Annotated in this window: 20 protein-coding genes and 1 riboswitch; of the genes, 16 read left to right on the top strand and 4 right to left on the bottom strand. The window is 40.5% G+C overall.

The features are described from left to right. The 6 genes from L990_RS14465 to L990_RS14440 form a co-directional block, all read left to right on the top strand. Nucleotides 1–429, top strand: a 429-nt coding sequence (locus tag L990_RS14465) for a hypothetical protein (RefSeq protein ID WP_231562286.1), incomplete at its 5' end; no start/stop codon positions are given. Between the two features lie 45 nt (nt 430–474). Next, on the top strand, nt 475–969 hold the full coding sequence (locus L990_RS14460) for a hypothetical protein (protein WP_052181048.1): 495 nt from the start codon (nt 475–477) through the stop codon (nt 967–969). 317 nt (nt 970–1,286) lie between these two features. Continuing rightward, on the top strand, nt 1,287–2,153 hold the full coding sequence (locus L990_RS14455; protein ID WP_047450822.1) for an AraC family transcriptional regulator: 867 nt from the start codon (nt 1,287–1,289) through the stop codon (nt 2,151–2,153). Nucleotides 2,154–2,259: 106 nt separating this feature from the next. Next, the gene (locus L990_RS14450) at nt 2,260–3,105 is read left to right on the top strand and encodes a nuclear transport factor 2 family protein (RefSeq protein ID WP_231562285.1); all 846 of its coding nucleotides are present in this window, start codon (nt 2,260–2,262) and stop codon (nt 3,103–3,105) included. 367 nt (nt 3,106–3,472) lie between these two features. Continuing rightward, complete coding sequence (locus L990_RS14445; RefSeq protein WP_197057303.1) at nt 3,473–4,981, top strand: M20/M25/M40 family metallo-hydrolase; 1,509 nt, start codon at nt 3,473–3,475, stop codon at nt 4,979–4,981. A gap of 371 nt (nt 4,982–5,352) precedes the next feature. Further along, nucleotides 5,353–5,961: a hypothetical protein gene (locus L990_RS14440; protein WP_047450818.1), complete on the top strand. Its 609-nt coding sequence runs from the start codon at nt 5,353–5,355 to the stop codon at nt 5,959–5,961. A 389-nt stretch (nt 5,962–6,350) separates the two neighbouring features. Here L990_RS14440 and L990_RS14435 read toward each other — a convergent pair whose 3' ends face one another. Continuing rightward, the gene (locus tag L990_RS14435) at nt 6,351–7,643 is read right to left on the bottom strand and encodes a retropepsin-like aspartic protease (RefSeq protein ID WP_047450816.1); all 1,293 of its coding nucleotides are present in this window, start codon (nt 7,641–7,643) and stop codon (nt 6,351–6,353) included. Nucleotides 7,644–8,133: 490 nt separating this feature from the next. Next, nucleotides 8,134–8,329: riboswitch (cobalamin riboswitch) on the top strand. Nucleotides 8,330–8,440: 111 nt separating this feature from the next. On the opposite strand from L990_RS14435, the gene L990_RS14430 reads away from it, so the two are divergent. The 4 genes from L990_RS14430 (at nt 8,441) to L990_RS14415 (ending at nt 13,568) form a co-directional block, all read left to right on the top strand. Further along, nucleotides 8,441–10,723, top strand: coding sequence for a TonB-dependent receptor (locus L990_RS14430; RefSeq protein WP_081981728.1), 2,283 nt, complete (start codon nt 8,441–8,443; stop codon nt 10,721–10,723). Between the two features lie 36 nt (nt 10,724–10,759). Next, nucleotides 10,760–11,698, top strand: coding sequence for a sirohydrochlorin cobaltochelatase (locus tag L990_RS14425; RefSeq protein ID WP_052181047.1), 939 nt, complete (start codon nt 10,760–10,762; stop codon nt 11,696–11,698). A gap of 332 nt (nt 11,699–12,030) precedes the next feature. Then, on the top strand, nt 12,031–12,996 hold the full coding sequence (locus tag L990_RS14420; RefSeq protein ID WP_047450840.1) for an alpha/beta hydrolase: 966 nt from the start codon (nt 12,031–12,033) through the stop codon (nt 12,994–12,996). A gap of 158 nt (nt 12,997–13,154) precedes the next feature. After that, the gene (locus tag L990_RS14415) at nt 13,155–13,568 is read left to right on the top strand and encodes a hypothetical protein (protein ID WP_047450814.1); all 414 of its coding nucleotides are present in this window, start codon (nt 13,155–13,157) and stop codon (nt 13,566–13,568) included. Between the two features lie 226 nt (nt 13,569–13,794). On the opposite strand, the gene L990_RS14410 is transcribed toward L990_RS14415, so the two are convergent. The 3 genes from L990_RS14410 to L990_RS14400 all read right to left on the bottom strand — a co-directional run bounded on the left by L990_RS14410 (nt 13,795) and on the right by L990_RS14400 (nt 19,337). Next, nucleotides 13,795–16,179, bottom strand: coding sequence for an outer membrane beta-barrel family protein (locus L990_RS14410; protein ID WP_081981727.1), 2,385 nt, complete (start codon nt 16,177–16,179; stop codon nt 13,795–13,797). A gap of 758 nt (nt 16,180–16,937) precedes the next feature. Further along, entirely contained in the window at nt 16,938–17,645 is a 708-nt protein-coding gene (locus L990_RS14405; RefSeq protein ID WP_047450811.1) for a hypothetical protein, read from the bottom strand. A gap of 1,557 nt (nt 17,646–19,202) precedes the next feature. Continuing rightward, nucleotides 19,203–19,337 carry a DUF417 family protein gene (locus tag L990_RS14400; RefSeq protein ID WP_231562287.1) on the bottom strand — a complete coding sequence of 45 codons (135 nt, stop codon included), beginning with the start codon at nt 19,335–19,337 and terminating at the stop codon, nt 19,203–19,205. A 310-nt stretch (nt 19,338–19,647) separates the two neighbouring features. Here L990_RS14400 and L990_RS14395 point away from each other — a divergent pair, with 310 nt between their 5' ends. The 6 genes from L990_RS14395 to L990_RS14370 all read left to right on the top strand — a co-directional run bounded on the left by L990_RS14395 (nt 19,648) and on the right by L990_RS14370 (nt 25,491). Further along, entirely contained in the window at nt 19,648–20,685 is a 1,038-nt protein-coding gene (locus tag L990_RS14395) for a DUF5677 domain-containing protein (RefSeq protein ID WP_047450807.1), read from the top strand. Nucleotides 20,686–20,836: 151 nt separating this feature from the next. Continuing rightward, nucleotides 20,837–21,673, top strand: coding sequence for an AbiJ-NTD4 domain-containing protein (locus tag L990_RS14390; protein ID WP_047450805.1), 837 nt, complete (start codon nt 20,837–20,839; stop codon nt 21,671–21,673). 198 nt (nt 21,674–21,871) lie between these two features. Next, nucleotides 21,872–22,393 carry a hypothetical protein gene (locus L990_RS14385; RefSeq protein ID WP_047450803.1) on the top strand — a complete coding sequence of 174 codons (522 nt, stop codon included), beginning with the start codon at nt 21,872–21,874 and terminating at the stop codon, nt 22,391–22,393. A gap of 273 nt (nt 22,394–22,666) precedes the next feature. Next, complete coding sequence (locus L990_RS14380; RefSeq protein ID WP_047450801.1) at nt 22,667–23,575, top strand: ParA family protein; 909 nt, start codon at nt 22,667–22,669, stop codon at nt 23,573–23,575. Nucleotides 23,576–23,577: 2 nt separating this feature from the next. After that, the gene (locus L990_RS14375; RefSeq protein ID WP_047450799.1) at nt 23,578–23,976 is read left to right on the top strand and encodes a hypothetical protein; all 399 of its coding nucleotides are present in this window, start codon (nt 23,578–23,580) and stop codon (nt 23,974–23,976) included. Between the two features lie 528 nt (nt 23,977–24,504). Next, nucleotides 24,505–25,491, top strand: coding sequence for a hypothetical protein (locus L990_RS14370; RefSeq protein WP_047450797.1), 987 nt, complete (start codon nt 24,505–24,507; stop codon nt 25,489–25,491). Nucleotides 25,492–25,629: the final 138 nt, after the last annotated feature.

Here is a 25,629-nt window from a genome sequence, read left to right as displayed (position 1 = left end):
AAAACTATTTTGATTATGGATAAGAATAAATTTATTAAAGAGATTGACGACCAGATTTCAGAATTGCGAGAGTTAAAGAGCATTTTTGGTATTAAGGTAGACAGATTTGAAGGCTTTGTAGCTGCGGATGGAATTGATTTAAAAATCGGTTCAACTAAAAGGAACTACTATTTATATTTGGTTTTAAGTTTAGTTTTATGCGGATTTTTATATGTTGCAGGATTTGCACAGGTGCTTGAATTTAAATTTATTGATTTGTCGAAAGCAGGACTGCTGATAATTCTTGCAACAGGTAATGTAGCGCTAGCCATTCGGTATAGAATCGATTTAGAAAGACTAAAAGCAATTAAGCACTTACTGAATCTCAAGTTGCTTGTAGAGAATGAAAGCATAATGAGTGGTAATACTTCAGGTGGTAGCGAAGCGTAGCCTGAAAGGTTTGGACAATAGATGAATAACTAACTAGCTGAAATAATGGGAATATTTGACAAATTGTTTGGCGGCAAAAAAGGGAAGGATACCGGATGCATGCCAACACGTAGGCTTACTTTTGCGTTTCCTCCAATTCCCGAGAATGGGATACGATTTGCAGAACAATTCAGGGAAGCCGTTAAGGAGAATCTAAACGAGGATTTAGATTTTTCAGTAGAAACGCTGAAGTTTGCAGATGATTTTTTGCAGCGTTTTAAGGACGAAGGGCTGTCTGTAAACGATTTTGCAGAGACGATATTTGTTGTAGGCTGCTATGTTGGTCAGGTAATGGTGCACAATAATGGTGGCGTTTGGATTAGGCAAGAGGATGCCAACTTAGCCAAAGGGGTATCAATGATGCCCATAATTATTCAACTTCCTAACGGAGTGATTACCGATCCCATTGGCAAAGCTTTTAAACGATTTCATAACGGAGAGGTTGACAGTCTTCCCTACTACCACAAAGTCTTTACCTCAGAACGCGGAGAGGAGAGTTAGCATACCTCAAAGCATACGCTATAGTTAAGCTACGGTGAAGAGGTGATCGCTTATGTGATGGCTGCAAATGGTTCTTGTTGATTATTGCTTAAACTTTATAACGGTTCATTTTTTCGATTACGGATTGAGGAGGAAGCAGTAACGTAGGAGCAACCAGCTGCATACAGTAAGCTACAGCACGCTTTTCTTAGAAGTTTAGATATAACAAGGCAAGTGCTCACGTTGGGTACTTGCCTTGTTATTATTCGCCCTGTTTTATAGATAATTTCGTGCTAATTTGATAAATTTGTTAGGAGTAAGGAGCTAATAGCTAACAGGTGAAGTCAGAAATCAAGAAATATAAGTTTAAGCACGGGTTGCCCATTGAGTTTGAGATTATCAAGATTTCTGATTTATACAATCAGCATCGATCTATTTTAACTGTTCCCCACAGAGCAGAGTTTTATCATATAATTTGGATTCAAAAGGGATCGGCTAGGCATTTTGTGGATTTTAAACCAATAGAGACTCCTGAGAACTCGATTCTTTTTGTGCCAAAAGATTGTGTAAACTTATTTGATACCTCGGGCGACTACGATGGCAAAATAATCCTATTTACCGACAGCTTCTTTGGCTCTGAGCTCAGAAATGTTCAGTTTCTTCAAAGTACAATCCTTTATAACGACTACCACGAGATATCTAAGATTATTATTGGTGAGGATTGTTCCGAGTTCTACAGCCTTATTAAAGCGATGGAGGCCGAGCTCTTAGTTCCCAACGATAAGGCGCAACCGGTTATACTCCGTAACCTTTTACATAACTTCCTGCTTATATCCGAGCGGGTTAAAAGGGAGCAAGGATATCAGGAGGTAAAACAAAGTGCAGACCACGACTACTTTATTCTTTTTAAAGACTTGCTCGAAAGGAACTACAAAACAATTAAGTCGGTAAGTAAGTATGCCTCCGATTTAAGTATTTCTGAAAAGCGTCTTAATAAGGCAACTTCGCAAGTTTTGGATAAAACACCCAAACAATTGATAGATGAAAGGGTGTTGCTTGAGGCAAAACGGCTACTAGCCCATAGCAATGCAACGGTAAAAGAGATTGCCTTCGATTTGGGATTCGAAGAGCCAACAAATTTCATTAAGTATTTTCGCAAGCATACCGAACAAACACCATCCGAGTTTCGCGAGGCGTATCGGTAGCCGTATTTGCTTAAAAGTATCATTTTAACTCCGAAAATAACCTTTTATCCCTTTTTGTTTGTTCTCAACTTTGCAGTGTTGGTTAGTAACACTTAAACGCATGCAAATGAGGACTCGAATTTTAATTGCAGCAGCATTAACGCTTAGTATTTCTGCTCATTCACAAGCTAAAAAGGTTAGTAAAATGGAAACATCAAACAAACAAAAGGTCGTTGCTTTACTAAAAAGCATCGAAACAGGAGCCACAGAGCCCGTTGGCTACATTAATCCCAACAAATACATTCAGCACAACCTCGGAGTTGCTGATGGACTTGCAGGTTTTGGCGCTCTGCTACAGCAGCTGCCACCCAATTCGGCTAAGGTAAATACGGTTCGGGTATTTCAGGATGGCGATTATGTGTTTACGCACACCAATTACAGCTTCTTTGGACCTAAAATTGGGTTCGATATTTTCCGTTTCGAAGATGGTAAAATTGTAGAGCATTGGGACAACTTGCAGGAAACACCTGCAAAAGCAAATCCAAGCGGGCATAGCATGATTGATGGCGCTACCGAAGTTCTAGATCTCGACAAAACCGCAGCCAATAAAGCATTGGTGAAAAATTTTGTAGAGGACATTCTGGTTAATGGTAAAATGGAAAAATTGGCCGGCTATTTCGATGGCGATAATTACATTCAGCATAACCCACAGATACCAGATAAGCTTTCTGGACTTGGAGCAGCCTTAGAAGCTTTGGGTAAAGAGGGTATCTTCTTGAAATACGACAAGGTTCATAAAGTGTTGGGCGAAGGAAACTTTGTGTTGGTTGTTAGCGAGGGGCATTTTGGCGGGTCTTACAATGCCTTTTATGACCTGTTCCGCGTTGAAAATGGCAAAATAGCAGAACATTGGGATGTTATCGAGCCTATTCCAGCAAAGGAAAGTTGGAAGAATAGTAACGGAAAATTCTAGCTGAAGCAATACAACAAGGAGGCTGTTTAAAAAAGTATCACGGTAAGTTAACCACGTTGCAGCATGCTTCGTAGTATTTGGTGATACTTTTGGGCAGCCTCTTTGCTATTTTTATATCTGGCTAAAGAAATTTGAGGGATAAGGATTTATAAGTGCTAACTTCTTAAAGGTTGTTGATCGGTATTTTTGATGATTCCTCTTGTTCAAGATTGCTTGGTCTCTACGTAAGGAATCTACTTCCATTCTCACATTAAGGGTAATCTATTTTTTTCTGTAGACGTAACAACCTGGTCATTGTTTCGTCTTCCTATAAAAATACAATATGATTACCGCCTATAAAACCATTACTAACACTGTTCTTCTATGTATGCTTACCTTAGCTGCAGTGGCTCAAGACCAAAGCGCAATTCAAAAGGGATTGGCTTCCGTAACTACCTCGTCTATTGGTGCACATGTTAATTTTTTAGCGTCTCCACTGCTCGAAGGGCGATACACCTCAGAGAAAGGGGCTATGTTAGCTTCAGAATATATTGCCACGATGCTGGCTCACTATGACGTACAGCCCGCCGTTACCTCCTCATCAGGTGCAAAGCGTAGCTACTTCCAAAATGTCAACCTGTTTCGTTACTCGGTGCCAACCAACCTGCGTATGGCCATAGAGGCTGAATGTGAAACTACGATTCCGACACCCAATTCCGACTTTTTTATCTACAACAAGGCACTCTACAATGGCTTTTCTGTTGGTGGTCAGGTTGTGTTTGTAGGATATGGTCTACGTCTGCCAGAGTATGGTATAGACAGCTACGGGCAACTCGACGTAAGGGGTAAGGTGGTGGTGGTAATACCAGCTACCAAGAAAAACCTGCTTGCCACATCGTTGGCTACAAGGGGACTGAACAACGAGAAGATATCGGCAATTCAAATAAACCAGGAGGAGGAGTTAAAAAAGCGTAATCCGAGGGCTGTTGTATACCTATGCCCAGCAGAGGAGGTTTCCAGACGAAATCAGCTGCGCAACCCTACCATTTCCCCTTTCGACGATCTTATGGGAGTTGCACCCGAAAGCAACAGCGCGTCAGACCTGAGAATTTTTCTTTCGAAGGCTATGATGGCTGCTGCGCTTAAGGAGTATGGCGTGGCGCTAGATTCTCCCATTGATATTAAAAGTAAAGCCATACAAACTCGCATAAAGTTCTCCGTTTCGGCAGAGGTTAGCGCAGCCCCGCTAAAGGATCGTAACGTACTTGGAGTTATTCATGGAGAGGATACCACCCGTTGCATTATTGTTGGTGCCCACTACGACCATAATGGAATGTTTAATGGCGTTATCTACCCAGGTGCCGACGACAATGCTAGTGGAGTTGCTGGCGTGCTAATGCTGGCTAAGGCGATGAAGGAGTCGGGTATAAAGCCAAGTGTAAGCATTCTGTTTGCTCTATGGACTGGCGAAGAGAAGGGGCTTGTTGGTTCTACCTACTACGTTCGTAACCCTGTATACCCGTTAACCCAAACGGTTATGTACGTAAACTACGATATGATTGGCCGAAATGGTTTGAAGGATACCGCTAAGCTCAGCGCAAACTTTTTTTATGCCGACAGCTTTAGCCGTGTAAAGGAAATTGTAGAGGCTAATAACGCTAAGTTGGGGGGAATCCTAAACCTGTGCGGTACTCCAACTAAAGGAGGCAACTCGAGCGACTATGGCCCTTTTTCCGATTGTCTCGTTCCGTTTATGGGGTGGACAACAGGTAACCATCCCGATTTTCATAAGCCAACCGATACGGCTGATAAAATTGATCCCGAAAAGATTCAACGGATAGTCAAGCTTAGCTTTCTGAATTTGCTAGACCTGTCAAAAGAGTTCGGTAAAAGATAGCAGTATCTCGATTGGGTAACCCTCGGCAAGCTGTTTACCTTCTAAAAAAACTGTATAGGAATCAGTGGAGGGGATGCTGGTGACGTGTTGATATAAATAAACGCGAGCCTTTTCTCAATTAAAGAGATATGCTTTTACTGATAGCCATTTAGGGCTGGGAAGTAGAATGTGGCTGGATTGCTTATTAAAACGATAAAAAAAAGAAAACTTGCCAGTCCCGATTTTGCTTTTCTAAATGAAGCTAGACCTTTACTGTTATTTTTTATTTTTACATGGTAGAAGATGCTCGAAGGTTTCGTTGGTGTAACGATTCGGCGGCAGCGGCTCAAAAAGAGATAAGGAATCAGAATATTGTTTATTGGGAATTTTAGATGAAAAGAGTTTGGATTAATGCAGAAAAAGGGGACGATAAGATTATTGCAGTAGCTAAGGATAAAATATTGAAAGCAAATCCCAAAGCACATAATCTGCATCAGTACGAGGTGGATATTATGAATGATAGGGTTGCTGATGACGTATTTGGAATTCCGTTTCAGTATATAAAATCAATTCAGCTTCAGGATAATAAAAAGTATATTCAAGTTTATTTTGGACAGGAGTCGGAAGAGCATATTCGGATTAGGGATGATGCTCGTAGGCAGGAAGTGTTCGATAGCTTTAAGGAGATTATCCCCAACACCACCTACAAGGTTGAAAAATTTTGCAACACTAGCGCTGTAAAAAAGCCTTTGATAGCAATGGCTGTAATTTTCTTGTTGTTCTTATGGACGGTTATTTTGGCGGCAGGTATCGAAAGTGGGAATGAGTACGAGGTTGTCGGGAATCAGCGTTCTGTTGCTTCTGTTGTTTTGTTAGTCGCAGGCTTAGGTATTCCTAAGGTATTAATTATTTATGGTTCGTTTATGGCGCTTGCCGTGTACTCCTTAGTCCGAAAAATGAGGAACAAAACTAATATTCACACAATACTTATTGCTAGATAAGACGAATAAATGCACCGGGTCCATCTGCATTTAGCTACGCTGAGCTCGGTTGGCTACGCTGCTCTCCATTTCGTTGCGAGTCGTTTCGGTTGCAATGGCGTCGAACATAAGTAATGGTTTTCATTAGCGCAGCCACTACCACGGTTGCGCTTTGTTTTTTAGTTACTTTTGATTGCGGTCTGAACCGATCGCTTTGGGCGAGTTCGGCGTAGCCAACCCGTTACCTAGCCTCGCTTGCTGATTTATAATATGGCTAGCGGGGAAATAGGATGAGGCTGCATTGCCAATCTCTATAGGCATCGATAATAAGGTGACTATTCAAATAGCCGCTTTATTATGATGGTTGGTGAACCTAGTTTCGTCGGCATAAATAGTTTAGTCTGCAATGGCTACTTTTCGATGGTTAAGAACATTTTATTGTAGTTTATGGTGACTTTTCGGAATAGGTTAATAAAATCCATTCCCATCGATCCATCCTCATCTTTTTGCACTTTAGTAACTGTTTGGGGGGCAACCGCAATGTTCGTTAATTCGAATGCTGTTCCACTAACGGTTAGCGGGATATGTGCTAACCGAATAATATTAACGGTTTGCATGGCTCCAAATCCGCCTCCTCGATATGTGTCTTTAGTCCCCTTGCTGTCAATCATCTTCTTATGTCTGAGATAGTAGGGGTTAAATAGATCTCCTTTTACGTCACCTGTGTCGAAGTGGAATATCAGCCGTTCGTCTCCCGAGTATGCCTTTAGGTACGATTGGCCTTCGTCAAGCATCAGGTTGCGACCTGTTGGTGGTAGGCTGCTTTGCTGGAGAGGGAAAATAACTTTCCCATCGCGCGGATAGAGCTGCGTCTCGCCAACCATCCGAATAAAATCAAGCCCCAGTATGGCATCTATCTGATACACGGTATCAACTTCTGGGTTGGAAGGTATGATGGTAAAAATGGGATGCTTAAAGGCGATATCTCCAACCATTATGCTATCTACGGTTCCACATCTACCGGTTCCACTACCTACACCTTCAATATGCATCGAATCGCGGACTGTTCGAAAGCCTATTTCAGCTGCCAGCCGTTCTGAAACAGCCGATGAACTTGCACCGGTATCAAAGATAAAGGGGTAGGTTTTTCCGTGTATGGTAACAGGTACAAACATCAGCATGCCTCTTCCTGCTTTTTTGATGCTCAGCGGAAGTTCGGTGTCTCTATTTGGCCGAATAATCTCGGGCTTCTGCTCGTTACGTACCTCGTTATAGTAATTTGCTAGCTGGGTATAGAAGGAGAAGTTCTCCTTTCTTGCTGCTTCAGGTATTTGATCGAGAAAGCGGTAGAGAAGATCTGCACTCTGGGCATAGCAGCCTTGTTCCCCAAGTATTTTACTCTTAAATAGTACCATGCTGCAAACATTCGAAGATCCTAACTCGCTTTGGCAGTGGGCAAGGAGGGAGTCTATGCCAGTAAGTGCCTTTTGCGGTTGATTGAAACGTATATTAATCATTACTTCTGAAAGACCTTTAAGAACAGGTGTCTGAATTTTGTCCTTCATCTTTGGGTAGTCTTCCTCCAGCGCAAACCAGCTATTTTGGTTCAGATGGTTTATTATTCGTTTATCTGCCGATTCTTGGGCCTTAGCACCTGTTGTCGAAAGAAAAAGAGCAAGTAAGCAAACGATGGTAATCCTCATGTTTTTTAGGTTTGGTAGTTAGATTTTTCTTTATGTAAGGTTGACTTGCAAAGTATTCTATCTAGCAAATCGCAATTCTACTTCGAGCGAGATGTTTTTCGAATGGTTAAATTTTAGCATGCTTATAGTAGGATTACGATTTAAAAGATGGTTTGCAAATTAGCGTTTATCCTTTCTTTTGGGCATTTGTAGCGCTAAATAATACCTTCGAAAAAAGTGTTTTGCAACAGTTGTTGGCCCTGTGGTTAGCCTTTTGCCATATTACGGTAGCTGGTTTGTATTAACCATCCAAAATGGTTTGGAACTGTCCTTGCTACGGCTAAATAGCGATAGGCACATTTGCTTATATCTTTTTTTGTCGGCTTACCTCCTTTTTTGCATTTGCCTACCCTGCTGTTTCGATGGTAGTTTAGAGTTTATTGGATAGCTGTCGGCAGCCAATGTAAGTCGTCTTTCCGAAAAGAGGCGCTTGTTTGCATGTTAAAATCCATTACATTTGCCCCCGATTGGTAATTGGGTGTTTTACGATGCCCAATGTAAGGGAATCCAGCGTAAATCTGGAACTGTACCCGCAGCTGTAAATTCTCACCTAGTGTGCCGGAATATCTTAGCCACTGTTCGTGCCGAACGGGAAGGCTTCCGGTACGAGAAAAGTCAGAAGACCTACCAGTAAGGAACTCAAAAAGACATAATGGATTCCGGGATTTGAGGATTATGTCGGTTCAACTTAGCATTTCATTCTCCGTTGTTGGCGATTATTTGCTATTCGTTTATGATCATATTTTTTACTACTAGCTATGCGAAACATTAGCGTGTTTCTTGTAATCCTACTTTTAGGTGCTAGCCATGTCCTGTTTGCACAGAATGGTGTGGTTAAGGGTAGGGTTACCGATAAGGATACCCATCAGCCATTACGGGGGGCTTCTATTTTGGTAGATAGCCTATCTAGGGGTGTTGTCACCAACGATAGGGGGGAGTTTATCCTGCCCAACATTCCTAACGGCAAGCATCTTCTTTCCATCTCGTACACGGGCTATACCTCTCAGATGTACTCCATTACAGGCGAAAAGATGTTCCCCTTTGTGAATATCGAGCTTAAAACCAGCGTAAGCGAGCTTACCGAGGTGGTTATCACCGGAACGGGAACGCCGCACTACCTTAAGAGCGCCCCCGTACAAACCGAGGTGTTTTCTCAAAAGGCGCTTGATAGCTTTGGAGCTGGAAGCGTGGAGAGCTTGTTGGCTGGACTAAGCTCCTCCTTCACCTTCAGCTCCAATGCAATGGGAACCTTTATGCGCCTCAACGGACTTGGCAACGAGTATATTCTGGTGCTGCTTAACGGTAGGCGATTGTATGGCGATGTGGGCAGCCAAAATGATCTAAGTAGGATCGATCCAGCAACAATAGAGCGGGTGGAGATTGTAAAGGGGGCATCGTCGTCGTTGTACGGTTCGGATGCCATTGCTGGGGTGGTAAATATTATTACCAAAAGGAGCAGCAGCCCGTTTGTGGCCAGCAACGTAACCCGGATTGGCTCGTACGGGGAGTGGCTGCAAAGTAATACGGTGGGAGTCTCGAAGGGGAAGCTGCAGCTTACCACCACCTTTAACCGTAAGCAGCAGGATGGGTGGCAGAATAGCCGCTTCGAAATAGATAGGAAGGGAACGCCGAGCAATCCGTCCGACGATGTGCTGGTGCCAACCTTTACCTTAACCAAGAATCCAACAACCAGCATCAGCATAAAGCAGGGTATAAGCCATCAAGCTACCGCACGGTTGTCGGTTAATGCCGATGCCGATCTCTCGTACCGTAAGGTGTCTCCTCCCATACGGGCAAAGGGGTATCAGTTTCTTTACCACAACCAATCGTACGCGGTGGGGGCTAAGTACCTGCTTAAGGGTAATGGTCATGTAACGGTTGATGCTACCTACGACCGCTTTAGGTACCTCTACCAGTACGACATGAAGTATAACGTAAATCAGATAAACAGCAAGGGCGAGGCGCAGTTTATCACCTACTATCCTGGCGACCGCTCGCTAAATAACGATCAGCAGAAGATGACCGTAAACGGGCGTTTGGTTTACAGGCCCAATACGGTGCACAGCGTGGTGGCTGGTGTCGAAGGCGAGATGGAGTGGATGGAGGCCCCCTTCCGCCTTAAGGAGGGGACGGTGAATGGCTACATGGCAGCCGTATACGTGCAGGATGAGGTGGCCTTCTCCTCTAAGCTTGTGGCAACCGTGGGTGGCCGAATGCTGCACCATAGCGAATTTGGGCAGAAGTTTACGCCCAAAATATCGCTAATGTATAGGATGGGTGATTTTAACCTGCGCGGCACCTATGCCAGCGGCTTTAAAACGCCAACACTAAAGGAGCTAAACTACCGCTACGAGCGCGAGGATATGGGAGCCTACCGTCTTTACTTGGGGAATCCTAAGCTTAAGCCTCAGACATCGAACTACTACTCTGCTGCCGTAGAGTACAACGCCAAGGTGGTTGTTGCCAGCGTTACGGCCTACAGCAACTGCTTAAACGATATGATTGAGTACAGGGCCATTGCCACTTCGCGCGAAGATGCCGAACGCGGAGTGGAGGAGACAAAGCAGTATGGCAACATTGCCAATGCGCGCATACTTGGCGTGGATGCTCTGCTAAACCTTAAGATGGGAAAGCATTGGCTTTTGGGAGGAGGCTACAGCTACACCGATGGGGTTAACCTAACCGAATCGTGCCGATTAAAAGGTTCGGCTCTGCATAGCGTAAACGTTAAATGCCTATGGCAAACGGCCTGGTCCAAGTATAAGCTCAATGTTGGGCTGTTTGGCGATGCCCTTACCCGGCAGTATGGCGATGCCCTCTCCGAAAACTACTACGATCGTCAGGCGGCAGATGGCTACATGCTTTGGCGAGTTAATACGGTGCACGGCTTTACGCTCAGTAGGCGCCTAAAGGCCGAGGCGGCCTGTGGGGTCGAAAATATCCTCGACTACAAGGAGGATAAGCCGTATGGCTCGTCGTACGGGACTACAACGCCCGGTAGAACCTACTACCTGTCGCTAACCCTGAGGTTTGCCAACTAGCAGCAATTACTATAGTTCAACCAATAATAAAACAAAATGAGAAATGTAAAAAGTGTTTTAGCGCTAATGCTCGGCGCGTCGCTCCTGCTTGCAGGCTGTAAGGACGATAAGGATGGTGATGCAGACTACAACCCTGTATCTGGGAAGAAGGGAGTTTTGTTGGTAACCTTTGGCAGCAGCTACGGCTACTACGACGGCGAAGACACCTCTCCGTTTAAGTACCAAAAGCCCAAGGATACCTTCGATAATGTGATGAAGCAGTTTAAGGAGACGTTCCCCAACGAGGAGGTTCGCATGGCCTACACCTCGGGCATAATAATGAATAAGCTCAGAAAAGATGGGAAGGCCAACCTCGATTTCCCGAACGAGGCGCTTAAGAATATGGCTAAAGAGGGCTTTGAGGAGATTACCGTGCAGTCGCTTCATATAATCCCCGGTGCCGAGTATAACGAGATGATGGGCTTGGTAAATGACTTCAAAAAGAGTTACCCCAAGGTTAACATCAAGGTTGGACTTCCGTTGCTTTACAGCAATACCGATATCCAAAAGGTGGCCGATATCATCGTAAACCAGTATAAGGCGGTGCTGGATAAGAACGAGGCCGTTGTATTTATGGGACATGGTAACGAGAAGTTCTTGGCCTACAACGCCTACTACAAGCAGCTGCAGGAGGCCGTAAGCAAGAAGTATCCCACCTACAAGCTGTACATCGGAACCGTAGAGGGTGAGCCCGGAATAGAGGATATCGTAAAGCAGCTAAGCTCGCAAGCCATTGCTGGGAAGAAGGTAACCATTGCGCCGCTAATGTCTATTGCTGGCGACCATGCTAACAACGATATGGCTAGCAGCGAACCCGACAGCTGGAAGTCGACGCTCGAAAAGGCCGGTTACACCGTGGTACCCGAGCTGGTTGGCTTAGGAGCCTACAAGGAGATTGTCAACATATGGGTTGCGCATAAAAAGGAGTCGAAGTAGCAGTAACTTTTTTATAGGTGCATTCTATCCGAATTCTGAAGGCGGCATTTCAATGCTCGTCTTCAGAATTTTTTGCGTCTTGGGTGTTTGAGATATTAGCTGCAACATTATAGAGGTTTTAAAGAAAGATGGTTACCTGCTATTTGTCCATATCGGTAAACTTCATACCTTGGATGAAAATTGTAATTTACGGCTTTATAAAAACTAAAAAGGATAAGTGTAGCACTCAAGGAATGGTATAGGCAACCGTTGGGAGGTGTAGCTTACCATGCAATTGCTAAGTGTTTTGCCTTGATAGGTGTTGTTCCGGAATGTTTACTAAAATCATATGTATGAAAAAGCTTTTGTTTACGATTGCAGCGGCTATCCTATCGGCTGGTCTATTTGCACAAGCTCCTAGCGATTCAGTCTTATCTGAATCTGAAGTCATTTTAAAAACCCCATCAGGAGATATATCTGGTACTTTGACGATTCCTAGTACGGCAAAATCCTCGCCGATAGTCTTGATTATTGCAGGTTCGGGGCCAACCGACAGGGATTGTAACTCAGCTATGGGAATTCGAACAAATGCCTACAAGCTGCTTGCTGCAGATTTGGTGAAAAATGGCATTTCATCGTTGCGGTTTGATAAGCGGGGAATCGGTAAAAGTAGGCAGGCAAAGACCTCTGAAAGCGAGCTCCGATTTGAGACTTATATAGATGACGTTGTTTCATGGATTTCTTTACTAAAAGCGGATAAACGATTTTCGTCAATTACCATATTAGGCCACAGCGAAGGCTCTTTAATTGGAATGGTTGCCGCAGAGCGTGCACCCGTAGCTGGGTTTATTTCCATTTCGGGAGCTGGGAAACCGATTGATAAAATTTTAAGGGAGCAGCTGCAAGCTAAGCTACCACCGCTACTATTAGACGAGTCAAATAGGATCTTAGATAGCTTAAAGGCTGGGAAAACAGTCTCGAATGTAAATCCTAGCTTAGCGACACTATATCGCCCCACCGTTCAGCCATACATGATTTCTTGGATGAGGTATGATCCTACGAAGGAGATTGGTAGGTTGAAAATCCCGGTACTAATAGTACAAGGGACAACCGATTTACAGGTTACTGTTGAGGACGCAAAACTGCTTTCGGCCTCAAAGCCTGAAGCAAAGCTTATGATTGTAGAGAATATGAATCATGTCTTAAAGAATTCAGACTCCGATCTTCAAAAGAATATGGAAACCTATCGGAATCCAGACCTACCCTTAAAGGCTGAATTGACAGCAGGTATAGTTGATTTTGTAAAGGGCATTAAGTAAAAAAGGCATAACAGCGGGTGTAAAACATGGCGGTTTAATAGGGGGGGGCGTTCTCAGCAGTGTTGGGTTTCGTTGCTTCACAATTCGTCATGTTTTATATCCGCAGATCATCATAAGTATAAAAGAAAAGTACCTAAAACAAAGTAGCATTATAGCAGATGAATGTAAACATTAGGCTAAGCAAAACTGGGCAAGCATTTTTCAAATCTAAAAAGTATCAAATTCGAGTTAACGGAAACCCTATCGGACAAGTTAACTCCCGAAATTTTAAGCTATCCGAAAATCTTTTGCCAGGAAAGTATTTAATTGAAGTGGAAGAGGAGGGATGTTTGATAGGTAAGGATATAGTCGTAAATCCAGAACAAATGCAAACTATTACAATAAATCCGAGTATGACATTTTCAAGTATACGGGGTTTTACTATTGGACTTGCCATTATAGCTATTGCTGTTCAATTTTTTATGCTTGATAAGGTTTCACTCCCCTTAATGTTTATCCCTTTAATCCCTTTGCTGTTTTTTGGGAAAGGAAGCTTTAGCAAAAGTTTTTCGCTAACGATCCAAACGGGTTAAGCCTTTGGGTTGAGGGGAAAATATAGCCAAAGGCTCGGTATTGCTAGGGGAATGGTAAGATTTTTATACTGGACTTTAGCTGAAACCCTTCTCTTTGGCTGAACCTGCTCTTCCATAAAACTACTTATAGACCTAGTATCATTTATTGGGGGAATATTGGGTCACTAAGTAAAACATTATTTTCTGAGCAGCACTCTTAGTCCTTATCTGCTATCTTAAGTCCGTGTTACAATCTTCTTATTATATCATTGCTGTCAATTTTGCTTCTGTTAGCTACGCTCTTCTTAGAGGTAAATGTGTACGACACATTGACAAAGAAGGTCCTAGAAGGCTGCTTCCCGTATATTGTATAGTTAAGTTCTGGGTTTTTAATAAGCACGTATTGGCGTTGAGTTTGAAAAACATCATTTATGCCTACGCCAACATTTAGTGATTTCTTTAAAAGTTGGTGATTATAGGCTATATTACCATACGCCTGCCCCTTTACGAGTTTGGTTGCCTCAATCATGCTCGATATGTAAAATACAGAGAGGTCGATGCTGCTATTAGGGCTAACTCCCAGCCGGTTGTTTGCTGAAATTGCAGCCGTAAAATGCTTTGTTTGGGCAAAACCTTGGGGGATATATGCGTAATATACCTGGGTATTCCAATTCAATGACCACCATCTAGAAACTTTCCCATTATAACCATAATCAAGGCCAGTATATATAGCATGTCCGCAGTTTTCGTTTGACTGGTAAATAAGTCCGTTCTTGACAGTCCAACTTTGGGTAACAACGTCTGCAGAGTAGCGAAAGTAGGGCGTCAGGTAATGGTTTTTATACCGATATCGAAGTTCTATCCTATCCGAAAGTATTGGTTTTAGGTATGGATTGCCAATGTTATATTCATAATCAGAATTTCGAACTGTAAATGTGCTGAGCAAAAAGAATGGCATTCGGGAGATAGATCGAGAGTAGCTAATTGCCAAGGAGCGATTTTTATCGATTTCGTAGGAAAACGTAAAATTTGGAAATAGGTCGTTGTTTTGGCTTTTTATCTGTTCGCTACTATTGGCTTGTCTATTAACTCCCGACTGGTTGGCCAACTCTAAGCGGCAACCAAGCCTAATAAAGATTTTTTTCGAAAAAGTTTTGCTTGCAGCAGCATAAAATGCCAGTATATCTTCGTCAACATCGTAGGAGGTGGTTGGGGTGCTGTTGGATGCTACCGCATAGCTGCTGTTGCGATTGGTTAATACGTACTTTGCCCCAGCCTGTACCCCCAGCTTATTCATATAGTTTTTTACAAAATCTACCTGAAAAGTTCCATTTCTAGTTTTGGCATCGGTACAACTCTGCTCTGTAAAATTATTCGCTGTATTATTTTGGTAGGCAGATTGAATGAACGAATCGTTACCATTTTTATGAAAAACTAAATCGGCTAAGATTTGAAGCTGGCTTTCCAATGTGTCAATTCTCCAAGTATAGTATGCCGAAGCATCGTATAAGTCTGTCGTATTCCTAGATTTTTTTTGTGTTTCCCCTGTATCATTAATATCCCAGTGATGGTTATAGTATATAGTTTGTGATGTTGATTTACTCTGCAAAGGGAAGGTATTCTTACCCGATAGTTCGACTCCTATGGTATGATTCTTTGCTAGATCAGCAATTGCTCCCATACGAAAGTCATCTCCTCTCGGATAAGAAAAGCCGTCGCTTCTTTTTAATACTATTTTGTCAATGTTGATGTATTCATTTAAGGAGTAGCCATCCTTGCTATGCCATCTGTTATTCCCGCTACTGTAGAAGAACGAGCCATATAGCTGCCACGACTGGGTACCATAGCTAAAATTAAATCCACTATTTTGGTTATTGCTATTTTGCTCAATATACGATGCGGAAGTCCGCGTAGTAAGCTTATACCCAACCTTTGCTTTTTTGGTGATGATGTTAATGGTTCCTGCTTCAGTTTCCGCATCGTTCTCTAAAGCGTTGGATGTTTGAACTTTTATGGATTGAATATCCTCTGCCTTTAAGCTGTTTATATAGCTGTAGACTTGTGATGTGGGTAGCTTTCTTCCATTTACGAGTATGGCAGCAGGCTTGTTTTGTATTAGGATATCACCTTTTGGATCGACAAATACCATCGGCGTTAACCGAAGCAGGTCGATCCCGAAATCGCCGCTGGTGGTAGGAGCGTTCTTGGCATCGAAGACTAAAACATCGCCTACCTGCTTAATAGTCGGTTTGGAACCTTTTACTACTACACCCTCAATTTTAGTTGAAGAGGGCGTGAGTGAAATAGTTTCGAGATTTACCTCCTTGCCATTAGCGCTAAAAGGGATGGTTTTTGTTTGATACCCAACCAGCGAAATCTTGAGTATTCCCTTGGAGATGCTGATGCTATTTACTTTAAAATCCCCCGATTTGTTAGATGTTGTGCCAAAAAGAAAGGTTGAACTATTTTCGGATAAAACAGTAATGTTGGCATATGACAGAGGAGTCCCCTGTAGGCTGTCTTTTATTGTACCTTTTATTACAACCTCTTCCGATTTAGCACTCAACGTAAAAGGAAAAGTGAGTAATAACCCAAAAACAAGGACTATACACCCAAGTTCTATACGGTTCATATATCAATGTGTTTAAATTAATGGAATAGTTAAACCTAAATGTATCAGGGGATAAATAAGTAGTATGCTTTGCTCTATTCCCCAATAAAACTAGAGGTATAAATAAAACTATAACGAAACTATTATAGTAAATATTTTGCAGCTATCACGAAAAAGGCAATTTAAGCATACGAGACACGGAAATTTATTAACTTCATTAAAGTATCTAGATGTGCGATGTGCGATGTGGGATATGAGATATGGGATGTGAGATCTGAGATTTGAGATCTGAGATTTGCGATAGCCATTCTTTAACTTCTTTGACTTCTGTAACTTCTCTAACTTCCGCATACTTCCGTTTAACTTCTTTTTTCAACACAGAGACGCGGAGACACAGAGGGCACAGGGATTTAGATATGCGATGTGGGATATGAGATGTGAGATATGCGATGTGAGATGTGAGATTTGCGATGTGGGATATGAGATATGGGATGTGAGATTTGAGATTTGAGATATGCCTTCTCTAACTTCTTCTAACTTCCGTTTACCTCCGTCTACCTCCGTTTAACTTCAGTATAACTTCTTAAAAGTATCTTCCGTCTATTTCCGTTTAACTTCTTTTTTCAACACAGAGACACAGAGGGCACGATATGAGATTTGCGATAGCCATTCTTTTAACTTCTTTGACTTTTTCTAACTTCCGTCTACCTCCGTCTACCTCCGTCTACCTCCGTTTAACTTCAGTTTAACTTCAGTATAACTTCTTATAAACACTTTCTTTAAAGGATTAGCGTGTTTTGGAGGTCGCACCACGGACCTGCCAGCTCGGGGTGTTTGGTGTTAAACCAACGGAAGTAGAAGTATAGGCGTAGCCCCGAATTCTCGGCACCGACATTTAGGGTAAAGGATGATTTAGTGCACTGGTCTACCATTAGGTTAGTGTCGATCGGAGAGGAGGGCGCTATGGCACCTACCGTATACCTATACTCTACGCAGGTGGCATCCTTGTGTATCGAGGCTCTTTTGCCACCGCTAAAGCACTTAACGGATACGGCTCCCCCGCCAATAGGCTGTAGAATGGCATCTACCTGTTCGCCTACTGGAGTTTGAGGAATGAAGTGCGTACTTTTCGGGGTTCGTTTATTTATGCAAAACGTTTCCATATCGGTGGTGGTAGCAGTGCGGGATATGGCTATGTACGCAAACATATGCGTCTCCTTTTCGAACTCATGAGCCATATCTATGATGTCGTACAGCTGGCTGGTAACGGCGGCGGTGCGCGAGTTAATCTTATCGCTATATTTTATAAAAGCTGGTTGCCAGTGCTCCTCTATTTCCTTCCACCGTGCAGCATGTGCCGGAGGTACCCCCAGCCTTTCTGCATTGGTGATGGGTGCCCCCTGCTGTAGGTAGTCGTTTGTATTACGGATGTAGGTGGCAAAAAGCGAAATCGTTTTTGGAATGCAGTTCCCTATAATCAGTACCATAGTAGCAGCTATTTAGTGAGTCGTTAAGCTTGCCGGGTTAGCCCGTCGTTTGGTAGGACTAAAGCACCACAAAGTTACGACGGCGGTAGCGCCAAAATCCATAGGCCTATAGGTCTATTTTTCAGGGTAAAATGGCCTTTTGTTCTTAATCTATATTAAAAAACTGCCCGTGTTATGCTTTCTAGGTAGCTAAGCGGATATTCATTTTGATGTGTTCGACTACTACGATAGATGCCTGAGAGTGATACTACAGCTGCATCTGTATGGCAGCTCTGATACATCTATCGGATACTATAAATGGAACTGGCTAGCTCTATCGCTGCATCTAGTTGGGGGATTGATCCATCTGGGTAGTACTATCGCTGCATCGAGGTGCTTGGTTCGCTATATCTGAAAGTCTGATTGCTGCATCTAATTTGCCGTTAGATGCAGCTAACCACTACTATAGATGCATTAGGGTAGTAGTATCGCTGCACCTGGACCATTTTAGATGCATCTCTCCGCTAAACAGATGCACCTAAAAGTGCTACTTATGCATCTGTAGTAGGTTACCTAAGCATCTAAGCTAAGGTTAGATGCATCAGCTAGCGCTACAGGTAGCGCGATCCATGTGGGGCGATGCATCGATATAGATGGGTAGATGTATCGGATAGGGATTTAGATACATTCAACTATCATTACAGATGCATCGATATAGCTGCTCAGATATGTCTATTCTGCTACTATAGCTGTATATGGCTAGTGCCCATAGCCGTCAGGCTAAGGGATGTTAGTCTTCGGTTTGACTCTTCTAGGGTCGTGCTTCTACAACGACACTTTTCTATAAGCCACTGATGCCTCCGGCATCAGCTCCTATAGGTAGCCATTCCGGAGGAATGAAAGGTTTATAGCACGAGTGAGTAAGTGTTTTGTCGACCCCGTGAGGGGCGAACATTATAAAAACGGCTTAGCATGACGGCTATGACAGCCTCGTCCAAACAAGGTATTCTCTCGTTGTAGACTTCCTTAAGCCAACTCAGATTAGTGATCTTTCAGTGTAGATTAGTGATCATCCAGCTCAGATTATGCAGTTTCTAAGCTAGATTAGTGATCATCCAACTTAGATTATGCAGTTTCTAAGTTAGATTAGTGATCATCCAACTTAGATTATGCAGTTTCTGAGTTAGATTAGTGATCATCCAACTTAGATTATGCAGTTTCTAAGTTAGATTAGTGATCATCCAGTTCAGATTATGCAGTTTCTAACTTGGATTAGTGATCATCCAACTCAGATTATGCAGTTTCTAAGTTAGATTAGTGATCATCCAGCTTAGATTATGCAGTTTCTAAGCTAGAATAGTGATCATCCAACTCAGATTAGTGATCTTTCGATGTTTGGCCAACGCGATAGAAATTAAGCCGTAAATTATGAGAGTAATATAGAATCAAAATTGCATAACAACCAAAAATAATTGGTAAAAAAAGGAGAAAGCTACTAACATTCTTAGGTGTGTTTTCTAATTTTATATAGCCCCTTTTTTTTGACCAGTATAGTAAATAGGAGGAGATAAAGGACTGTTAGCGACTGTTTTTCAATTTCATTATCCGCCTTGCGCTGTCAGATGCTACGAGCAAACCGCCCGCCATCATGATGATGTCTTTTATGACCAATCGTTCGGCAGCCGACAGGTACGGAAATCCAACCTGTGGCATGGGCATATCGCCGCCACTGCTTTGCCACCCATCTACTTGAAAATGGAACGGACTTGCGCCCATTCAAATCCTGCTGGGCCATAAGAACTCTAAAACAACAGAGATTTACACCCACGTAAGCATGCAAAGCCTACAAAAAGTAAAATCTCCATTTGACGATTTGTAAATATTTAGCTTTATTTGGTGAATGAATAACCCCAACCCCAACCGTGGTTATACACCCAAAATTGGATGGATAACCACAACTTTGTTGGGGTTATAAACGAGTTGGCGTAATTAGCGACAACATTGCAGACAAATTCATAAAAGAGTGGAAAGACCTTATTACATAGAAAACCTGATACAAGATAGAATTGATAAAGAACGAAGCAAATATCAAGGAACCTCTGAAGAATTTGAAAAAGAGTTTAATAAAAAGATTCCTGAGCTAATTAAATCTATCACAGGTGGATTGGCTGAAACAATTTTTGAATATTGTGTTGGCGAAGAAAATGACTTAAAGAAACGTGAATTAGAAATAGTAGATAAAATTGAAAGTAAATATAAAACTGGATTGACTTTGTTTGAGGGATTTATAGAGTTGAATTCAAAAATAAGCTCAATTACCTATGATAAGTTTTATAAAATCTTTGATACTTATGAAGACCACCAAAAACTTGATACTCTAATATCAAATCATGTTAGAGCTTGCCAAATTGCAAATGAAATTAAAGTATTGGTTTCAAATGGATTTGCAGATGGTGCTTTTGCAAGGTGGAGAACGTTACATGAAATCTGTGTCGTTTTTCTTTATTTATATGATTCATCATACGAAATCATTGAAATGTATAATGATTATGCAGTGATTGAAGAATATCGAAAAGCTATATCATATAATGAATGCTCTGATTTTTTTGACTGGGAACCTATTTCAGAAAAAGAGCTTAACCAATTATCTTTAAATAAAGAAGAATTAATAAGTAAGTACGGGAAAGATTTTCAGAAAAGTTATGGATGGACAATGAGGAGTCTTCCAAATGGGAAAAGAAATTTTAAGGAACTTGAAAATCTTGTAGCTAAAGACAATTTGAGAGCTGTCTATACTTGGTCGAATGAAAGCATTCATGCAGGAGTTTCTGGAATAAATACAAAACTTAGCTTAAGAGATGAAGAACAAAATAATTTTTTGACAGGACCAAATGATTGTGGTTTTTTAGACCCTATTCAATATGCAACTGACTCTTTATATGAAATGAGTTCAGTATTACTCGGAATGGAAGATTCTATTTTGAATAAGGTTCTTGTTGAATTATTAGTCTTTTTCCAAAATGAGATTGTAAAAGAATTTGATAGAATTGAAAATGAATAACTACGCCTAACATTTTGTATAAGTAATGGCAGGCGATGTGGTAAATATTAAGGTTTGTAGCCCGTTCAAACTGCGTAGTAGTTTGGCAGGAAAGAAGTTCGCAATCTGCCACTACTCATACAATTTACCGTTACCAGTAATTTAAGACAACATGAAATTAAGATTCTCTGATAGAATAGGAAAGACGGAAATTAAAACAGATCTTTTAAGAGAAGGACTTTCACCTGAAATGGATAATGCCTTGTGGACTCTTATCCATGACTTTATTTTAGATTCAAAATCCAATGATCCACGATATGGCGAAAAATATTCTGCTTTAACGACATTTTACAGAAATCTTTGGATTCATTTCTTTAAAAGACCAATTGACAATATGCCTCGACATTATTCTCAAGTCGACGGTTATGAAGCAAAAAAAATATTACGTGAATGGTTTTATAAAGCTTACTGGTATGACAGATTAAATCTTGTAGAGTTTTGCTTTGAAGATGAAGACAAGCGATTCCAAGACATTTGTAACAATTTTTTCAAAAGAGAATTTTCAGCCTATCGCTTCGTGGACGGAGTGATAGTTGAAGTTAATTCACAGGAAGAAATAATTGAGATTGAAAATGCTTTAAATCAATCGGACAAGTTTAAGCCTGTAAAGACGCATCTATCTACAGCACTAAATTTGTTATCAGACAAAAAGAAACCAGACTATAGAAATTCGGTTAAAGAATCTATTTCAGCTGTAGAATCTTTGTGTAAAATAATAATAACTAACAACTCAACAACACTTGGACAGGCACTAAAGGAGATAGAAAAAAAGCATAATATACCAGGAAGTTTAAAAACTGCTTTTAGTGCTTTATATGGCTATACCTCAGACGAAGGAGGTATTAGACACGCTTTATTAGAAGGCGACAGCAATGTTGACCTTGAAGAAGCAAGATTTATGTTAGTCGCATGTTCAGCATTTGTCAATTACTTAATATCAAAAATATAAACTGCTGGTAACACACGGTATAGTCAACAAGCGGGTGAAGTAATAGGTGAAAGTTTACTGCACCGCAGCAGCCGCAGTGCAGGCTGAGAGAACGGAAGGCCGCAAGCGCTTGTTGCCGATGCCGCTAAACGTTGTGCGTCATACTAAACGGGATCGCCTAAAAACGATAAAAAGCACAAATTAAAAAATCAACTGACAATGAACAAAAAACTATTTATCGATTCATTAAGAGAAAAAACTGTAAAAGCTTTACTTGACCTTCTTAGACTTGTGCAAACTGGGAAATCAAATATTGACCCTGACTTTCTTAGTTGTATTATCGATGAACTAAATTCAAGAGAACTTTCTAAGACAGAAGCAAGGGAATTTGAAGACCTAATGAATTTATTATTTGATGATGATCAAACTGAAAAAGTATTTTCCAAAGAAGAAATTGAAAGCATAATTAAAGAAACGGATAACCAACCTAGTAGATATGTTCCTCTAAAAATAATAGTCGGATTAATTTCAATTATCGGGTATATTGTTATAGTGATTGGAATTATTGCAATGATATTATTGGCCAAAGATGAACAAGTATTGATTGGATTTGGATCTTTTGTGGTATGTGTTATAATTGCCTTACTCTTACTTGCATTCTCCAATCTAATTCATGTTTTTATTGGCATTGAATATAATACACGTAAGATAAATGAAGTCATAAACAAATCGATTAAATAAATTATTGATAGTACTATGTAAAAATTTCATGAGTTTATATCATTATGACTCAATTTTGTGCTTTCATTGAAAAGTGTTTTTTGTAGGTGTAAAAGTACGAACGCACAACACACGGTATAGTCAACAAGCGGGTGAAGTAGTAGGTGAAAACTTACTGCGCCGCAGCAGCCGCAGTGCAGGCTGAGAGAGCGGAAGCCCGCAAGCGCTTGTTGCCCATACCGCCAAACGTTATGTGGCATTTTAAAAAGAGTTCATCACATAAAATAAATTAGTATGAAAACAATCTCAGTAATTAACTATAAAGGAGGAGTCGGTAAAACTACATTGACTGCAAATCTGGCTGGAGAATTAGCTAGACGTGACTACAAAGTGTTAATGATTGATTTGGATCCTCAAGCAAGTTTAACATTTTCGTTTATTCAACCTGAAGAATGGAAGAAAAATTTAGCATCTAATAAAACAATAAAGAATTGGTTTAAACCGAGCCTCAAAGATAAAAAACTTAAATTTCAAGATTTAATTTTTGAACCTGACAATGTTCAACGCTATTTAAATGGAAGTGGACAACTCCATTTGATTTCATCTCATTTAGAGTTAATAAATGTGGATTTAGAATTAGCAACTTCATTAGGTGGAGCCAATATGGAGCAATCGAAGCAAAATTTTCTAAAAGTTCATAGAAGATTAATAAATGGGATTGAACAATTAGATGATGCATATGATGTAATATTAATTGATTGCCCTCCTAATTTTAATATAGTTACAAAAAATGCAATTGTTGCAAGTGATTCTATACTTATACCTGCTAAGCCTGATTATTTATCTACACTCGGGATAGATTATCTTATTAGAAGTTTAGATAAATTAGTTAAAGATTATAATGACTACTGTCAAGTTGATGATGAAGAAGAATTTGAAGAAATAGACCCTCAAATAGCGGGTGTTTTATTTACAATGGTGCAATTTTATGGAGGTGAACCCATCTCTGCAATTAGACCTTTTATATCTCAGACTAAAAAATTAGATATTCCTGTTTTTGATTCATATTTAAGAGAAAATAAAACTTTATTTGCAGATGCTCCGCAATATGGTGTTCCTGTTGTTTTGACAAACAACCATAGACCCGATATCGTATCTGAGATTAATGAATTTGTTGATCAATTTGAAAAAAATATTTTGTAGAAATGAATAAGAAAAATATTATAATAGAACAGTATGATGCCTTAAGTAATTTTTTGCAAAAGTTGAGTAAGGAGGAAATTGCCGAATTGGAAAATGGTAAAAAAGAAATAATGTTTGAATTAAAGGATAAAAGTAAAACATCTGGATTAAAAATACTTTCATTCGATGAATTTGTAATTCAATCAATTATTGACGAATTAAACAAGATGAACTCCCGAGAAGATGGATTGAAATTAATAGTGGATAAGTGTTCTTCTCGTTTAGATTTTGAAGCTCTTGCAAAAAAACTAGATATACCATTTACAAAAAAGGATACTATTGAGAAACTGAAAGATAAAATAGTTGAGGGGACTATTGGTTTCAGGCTTCGCTCTCAGGCTATACAGGATAAACAGGATTGAAAAAAACGGCATAGAATCGAGTAGGCTGCCCCGCCAGTAAGCACTGACGGGGAGAACCTCTCATACCACTGTACGTACGGGTCGCGTATACAGCGGTTCGTTAAGATGAGGAGCAACCTTTTCGTAGTGCGTAAGCATAGCCTCATACCCCCTTTTTCGTAGCTGCTATAAGGTAATGGTAGTTCCCAAAATGGGGCTTTGGGCAACCGCCCATTATTTATAAAGTATACTTTTAATTTGGTGGCTATGAGCTCGCTTCGGGTACGGTTTCACAGCAGGCCATATTTGGCTCGACTCCCAGCAGATGGGTGACCATTTTTCCGAGCGTTCAAGTACACGACACCTAAAGGATGCATTGACTACAAAAAACACATAGCACTGTTTAACGCTGCCAGATTTTGGCTACCTTCGAAGCAGTATCCTACCTAGTGGAGCTACAGGTGATCCGGAAACAATCGCAGCTAGCTGCGATTACTGAGATGTTAGCGGTAATTTTAGAACACACTTTGCGAGTAAAAAATTTGCATAATGAAAAATGCTGATGAATTCTTAAAGATTTACAAAGAAATAACTGAAGAAAGTTTTAAAAAATGGGGCTATTATTATCCACCAAGAACCTGGAAGGAATTTAATTCCTGGAACTTTAATTTTTTTGAAAAATATCTGAAAAGTAAAGAGAATGGGGTAATAAAAACGAAGTCTTACATTCATTTATCAGCAACTTTGAATGATTTTGGGTTTTATAATGTCTTTCAAAAACTTGATTTTGATATGCTTAATAATGTACTGTATCAAACTTCAAGACAAAATCTTCTAAACAAAGCTATATTAGCAAGTGGAACAGACCATTGTGATGTATTCTTTGATGCACTCAATGCTTTTTCTTGTAACGATTTTGAAATTATTAACCGTTTCTTCCCCAAAGATCTACCTCAATCTAAAGGGCGATTTTATACTGAAGTATCGGTTAATTTATTAAAGGTGCTTTATTTTAAAGAGAAGGAATTTGAATTAGAAGCCGTTGATAAGGCTGATAAATTTTTAGTAAAAAAAATTACAGTTTGGGAAAAGTATGTGATTTTATATTTTAAGGCTTTACTATTGCAAAATGCAGTTGAAGCAAGCAATTGTTTACAAGAACTCTGCATTGCATATCAAAAAATGGAACATTCAGTAAGTAAACTTCATAATAAACTTGCTAAGTGTTTTGCGTCTGAAATACATGGATTGTATCGTTTTGCAAAAATAATCGACGAACAATTATTTAATAGATTAACTCAACCACAACATCATAGTTTCTGTAATGAGTTTGAATTATGGCAAAAAGAAAATAATTACCCCAAAGGAAGACTTTATTATACCTATCCAGTAGAGATGGATTATATGAATAAAATATTTGAAGCAGAATTCCCAATTGTTGCACTTTATAACCCTTACCCAAATAAAAAGGAACTCTATAAAAATGTTGACAAATTTATTGAAGACCTAAATGGAAATGTATTGAAAATTTTATGATGAAATAAAAACTACCGCTAACACACGTTATAGTCAACAAGAGGGCGAAGAGATAGATAAAGTTTAAAAAGCCGCAGCAGCAGTAGAGCAGACTGAGAGAGCGGATGCCCGCAACGCTTGTTGCCCATGCCGCCAAAC

The sequence above is a fragment of the Alistipes sp. ZOR0009 genome, from assembly GCF_000798815.1.
Lineage (GTDB): Bacteria > Bacteroidota > Bacteroidia > Bacteroidales > ZOR0009 > Acetobacteroides.
The sequence above is the reverse complement of the archived record's forward strand: the minus strand, read 5'-3'. Positions and strand labels throughout refer to the sequence as shown.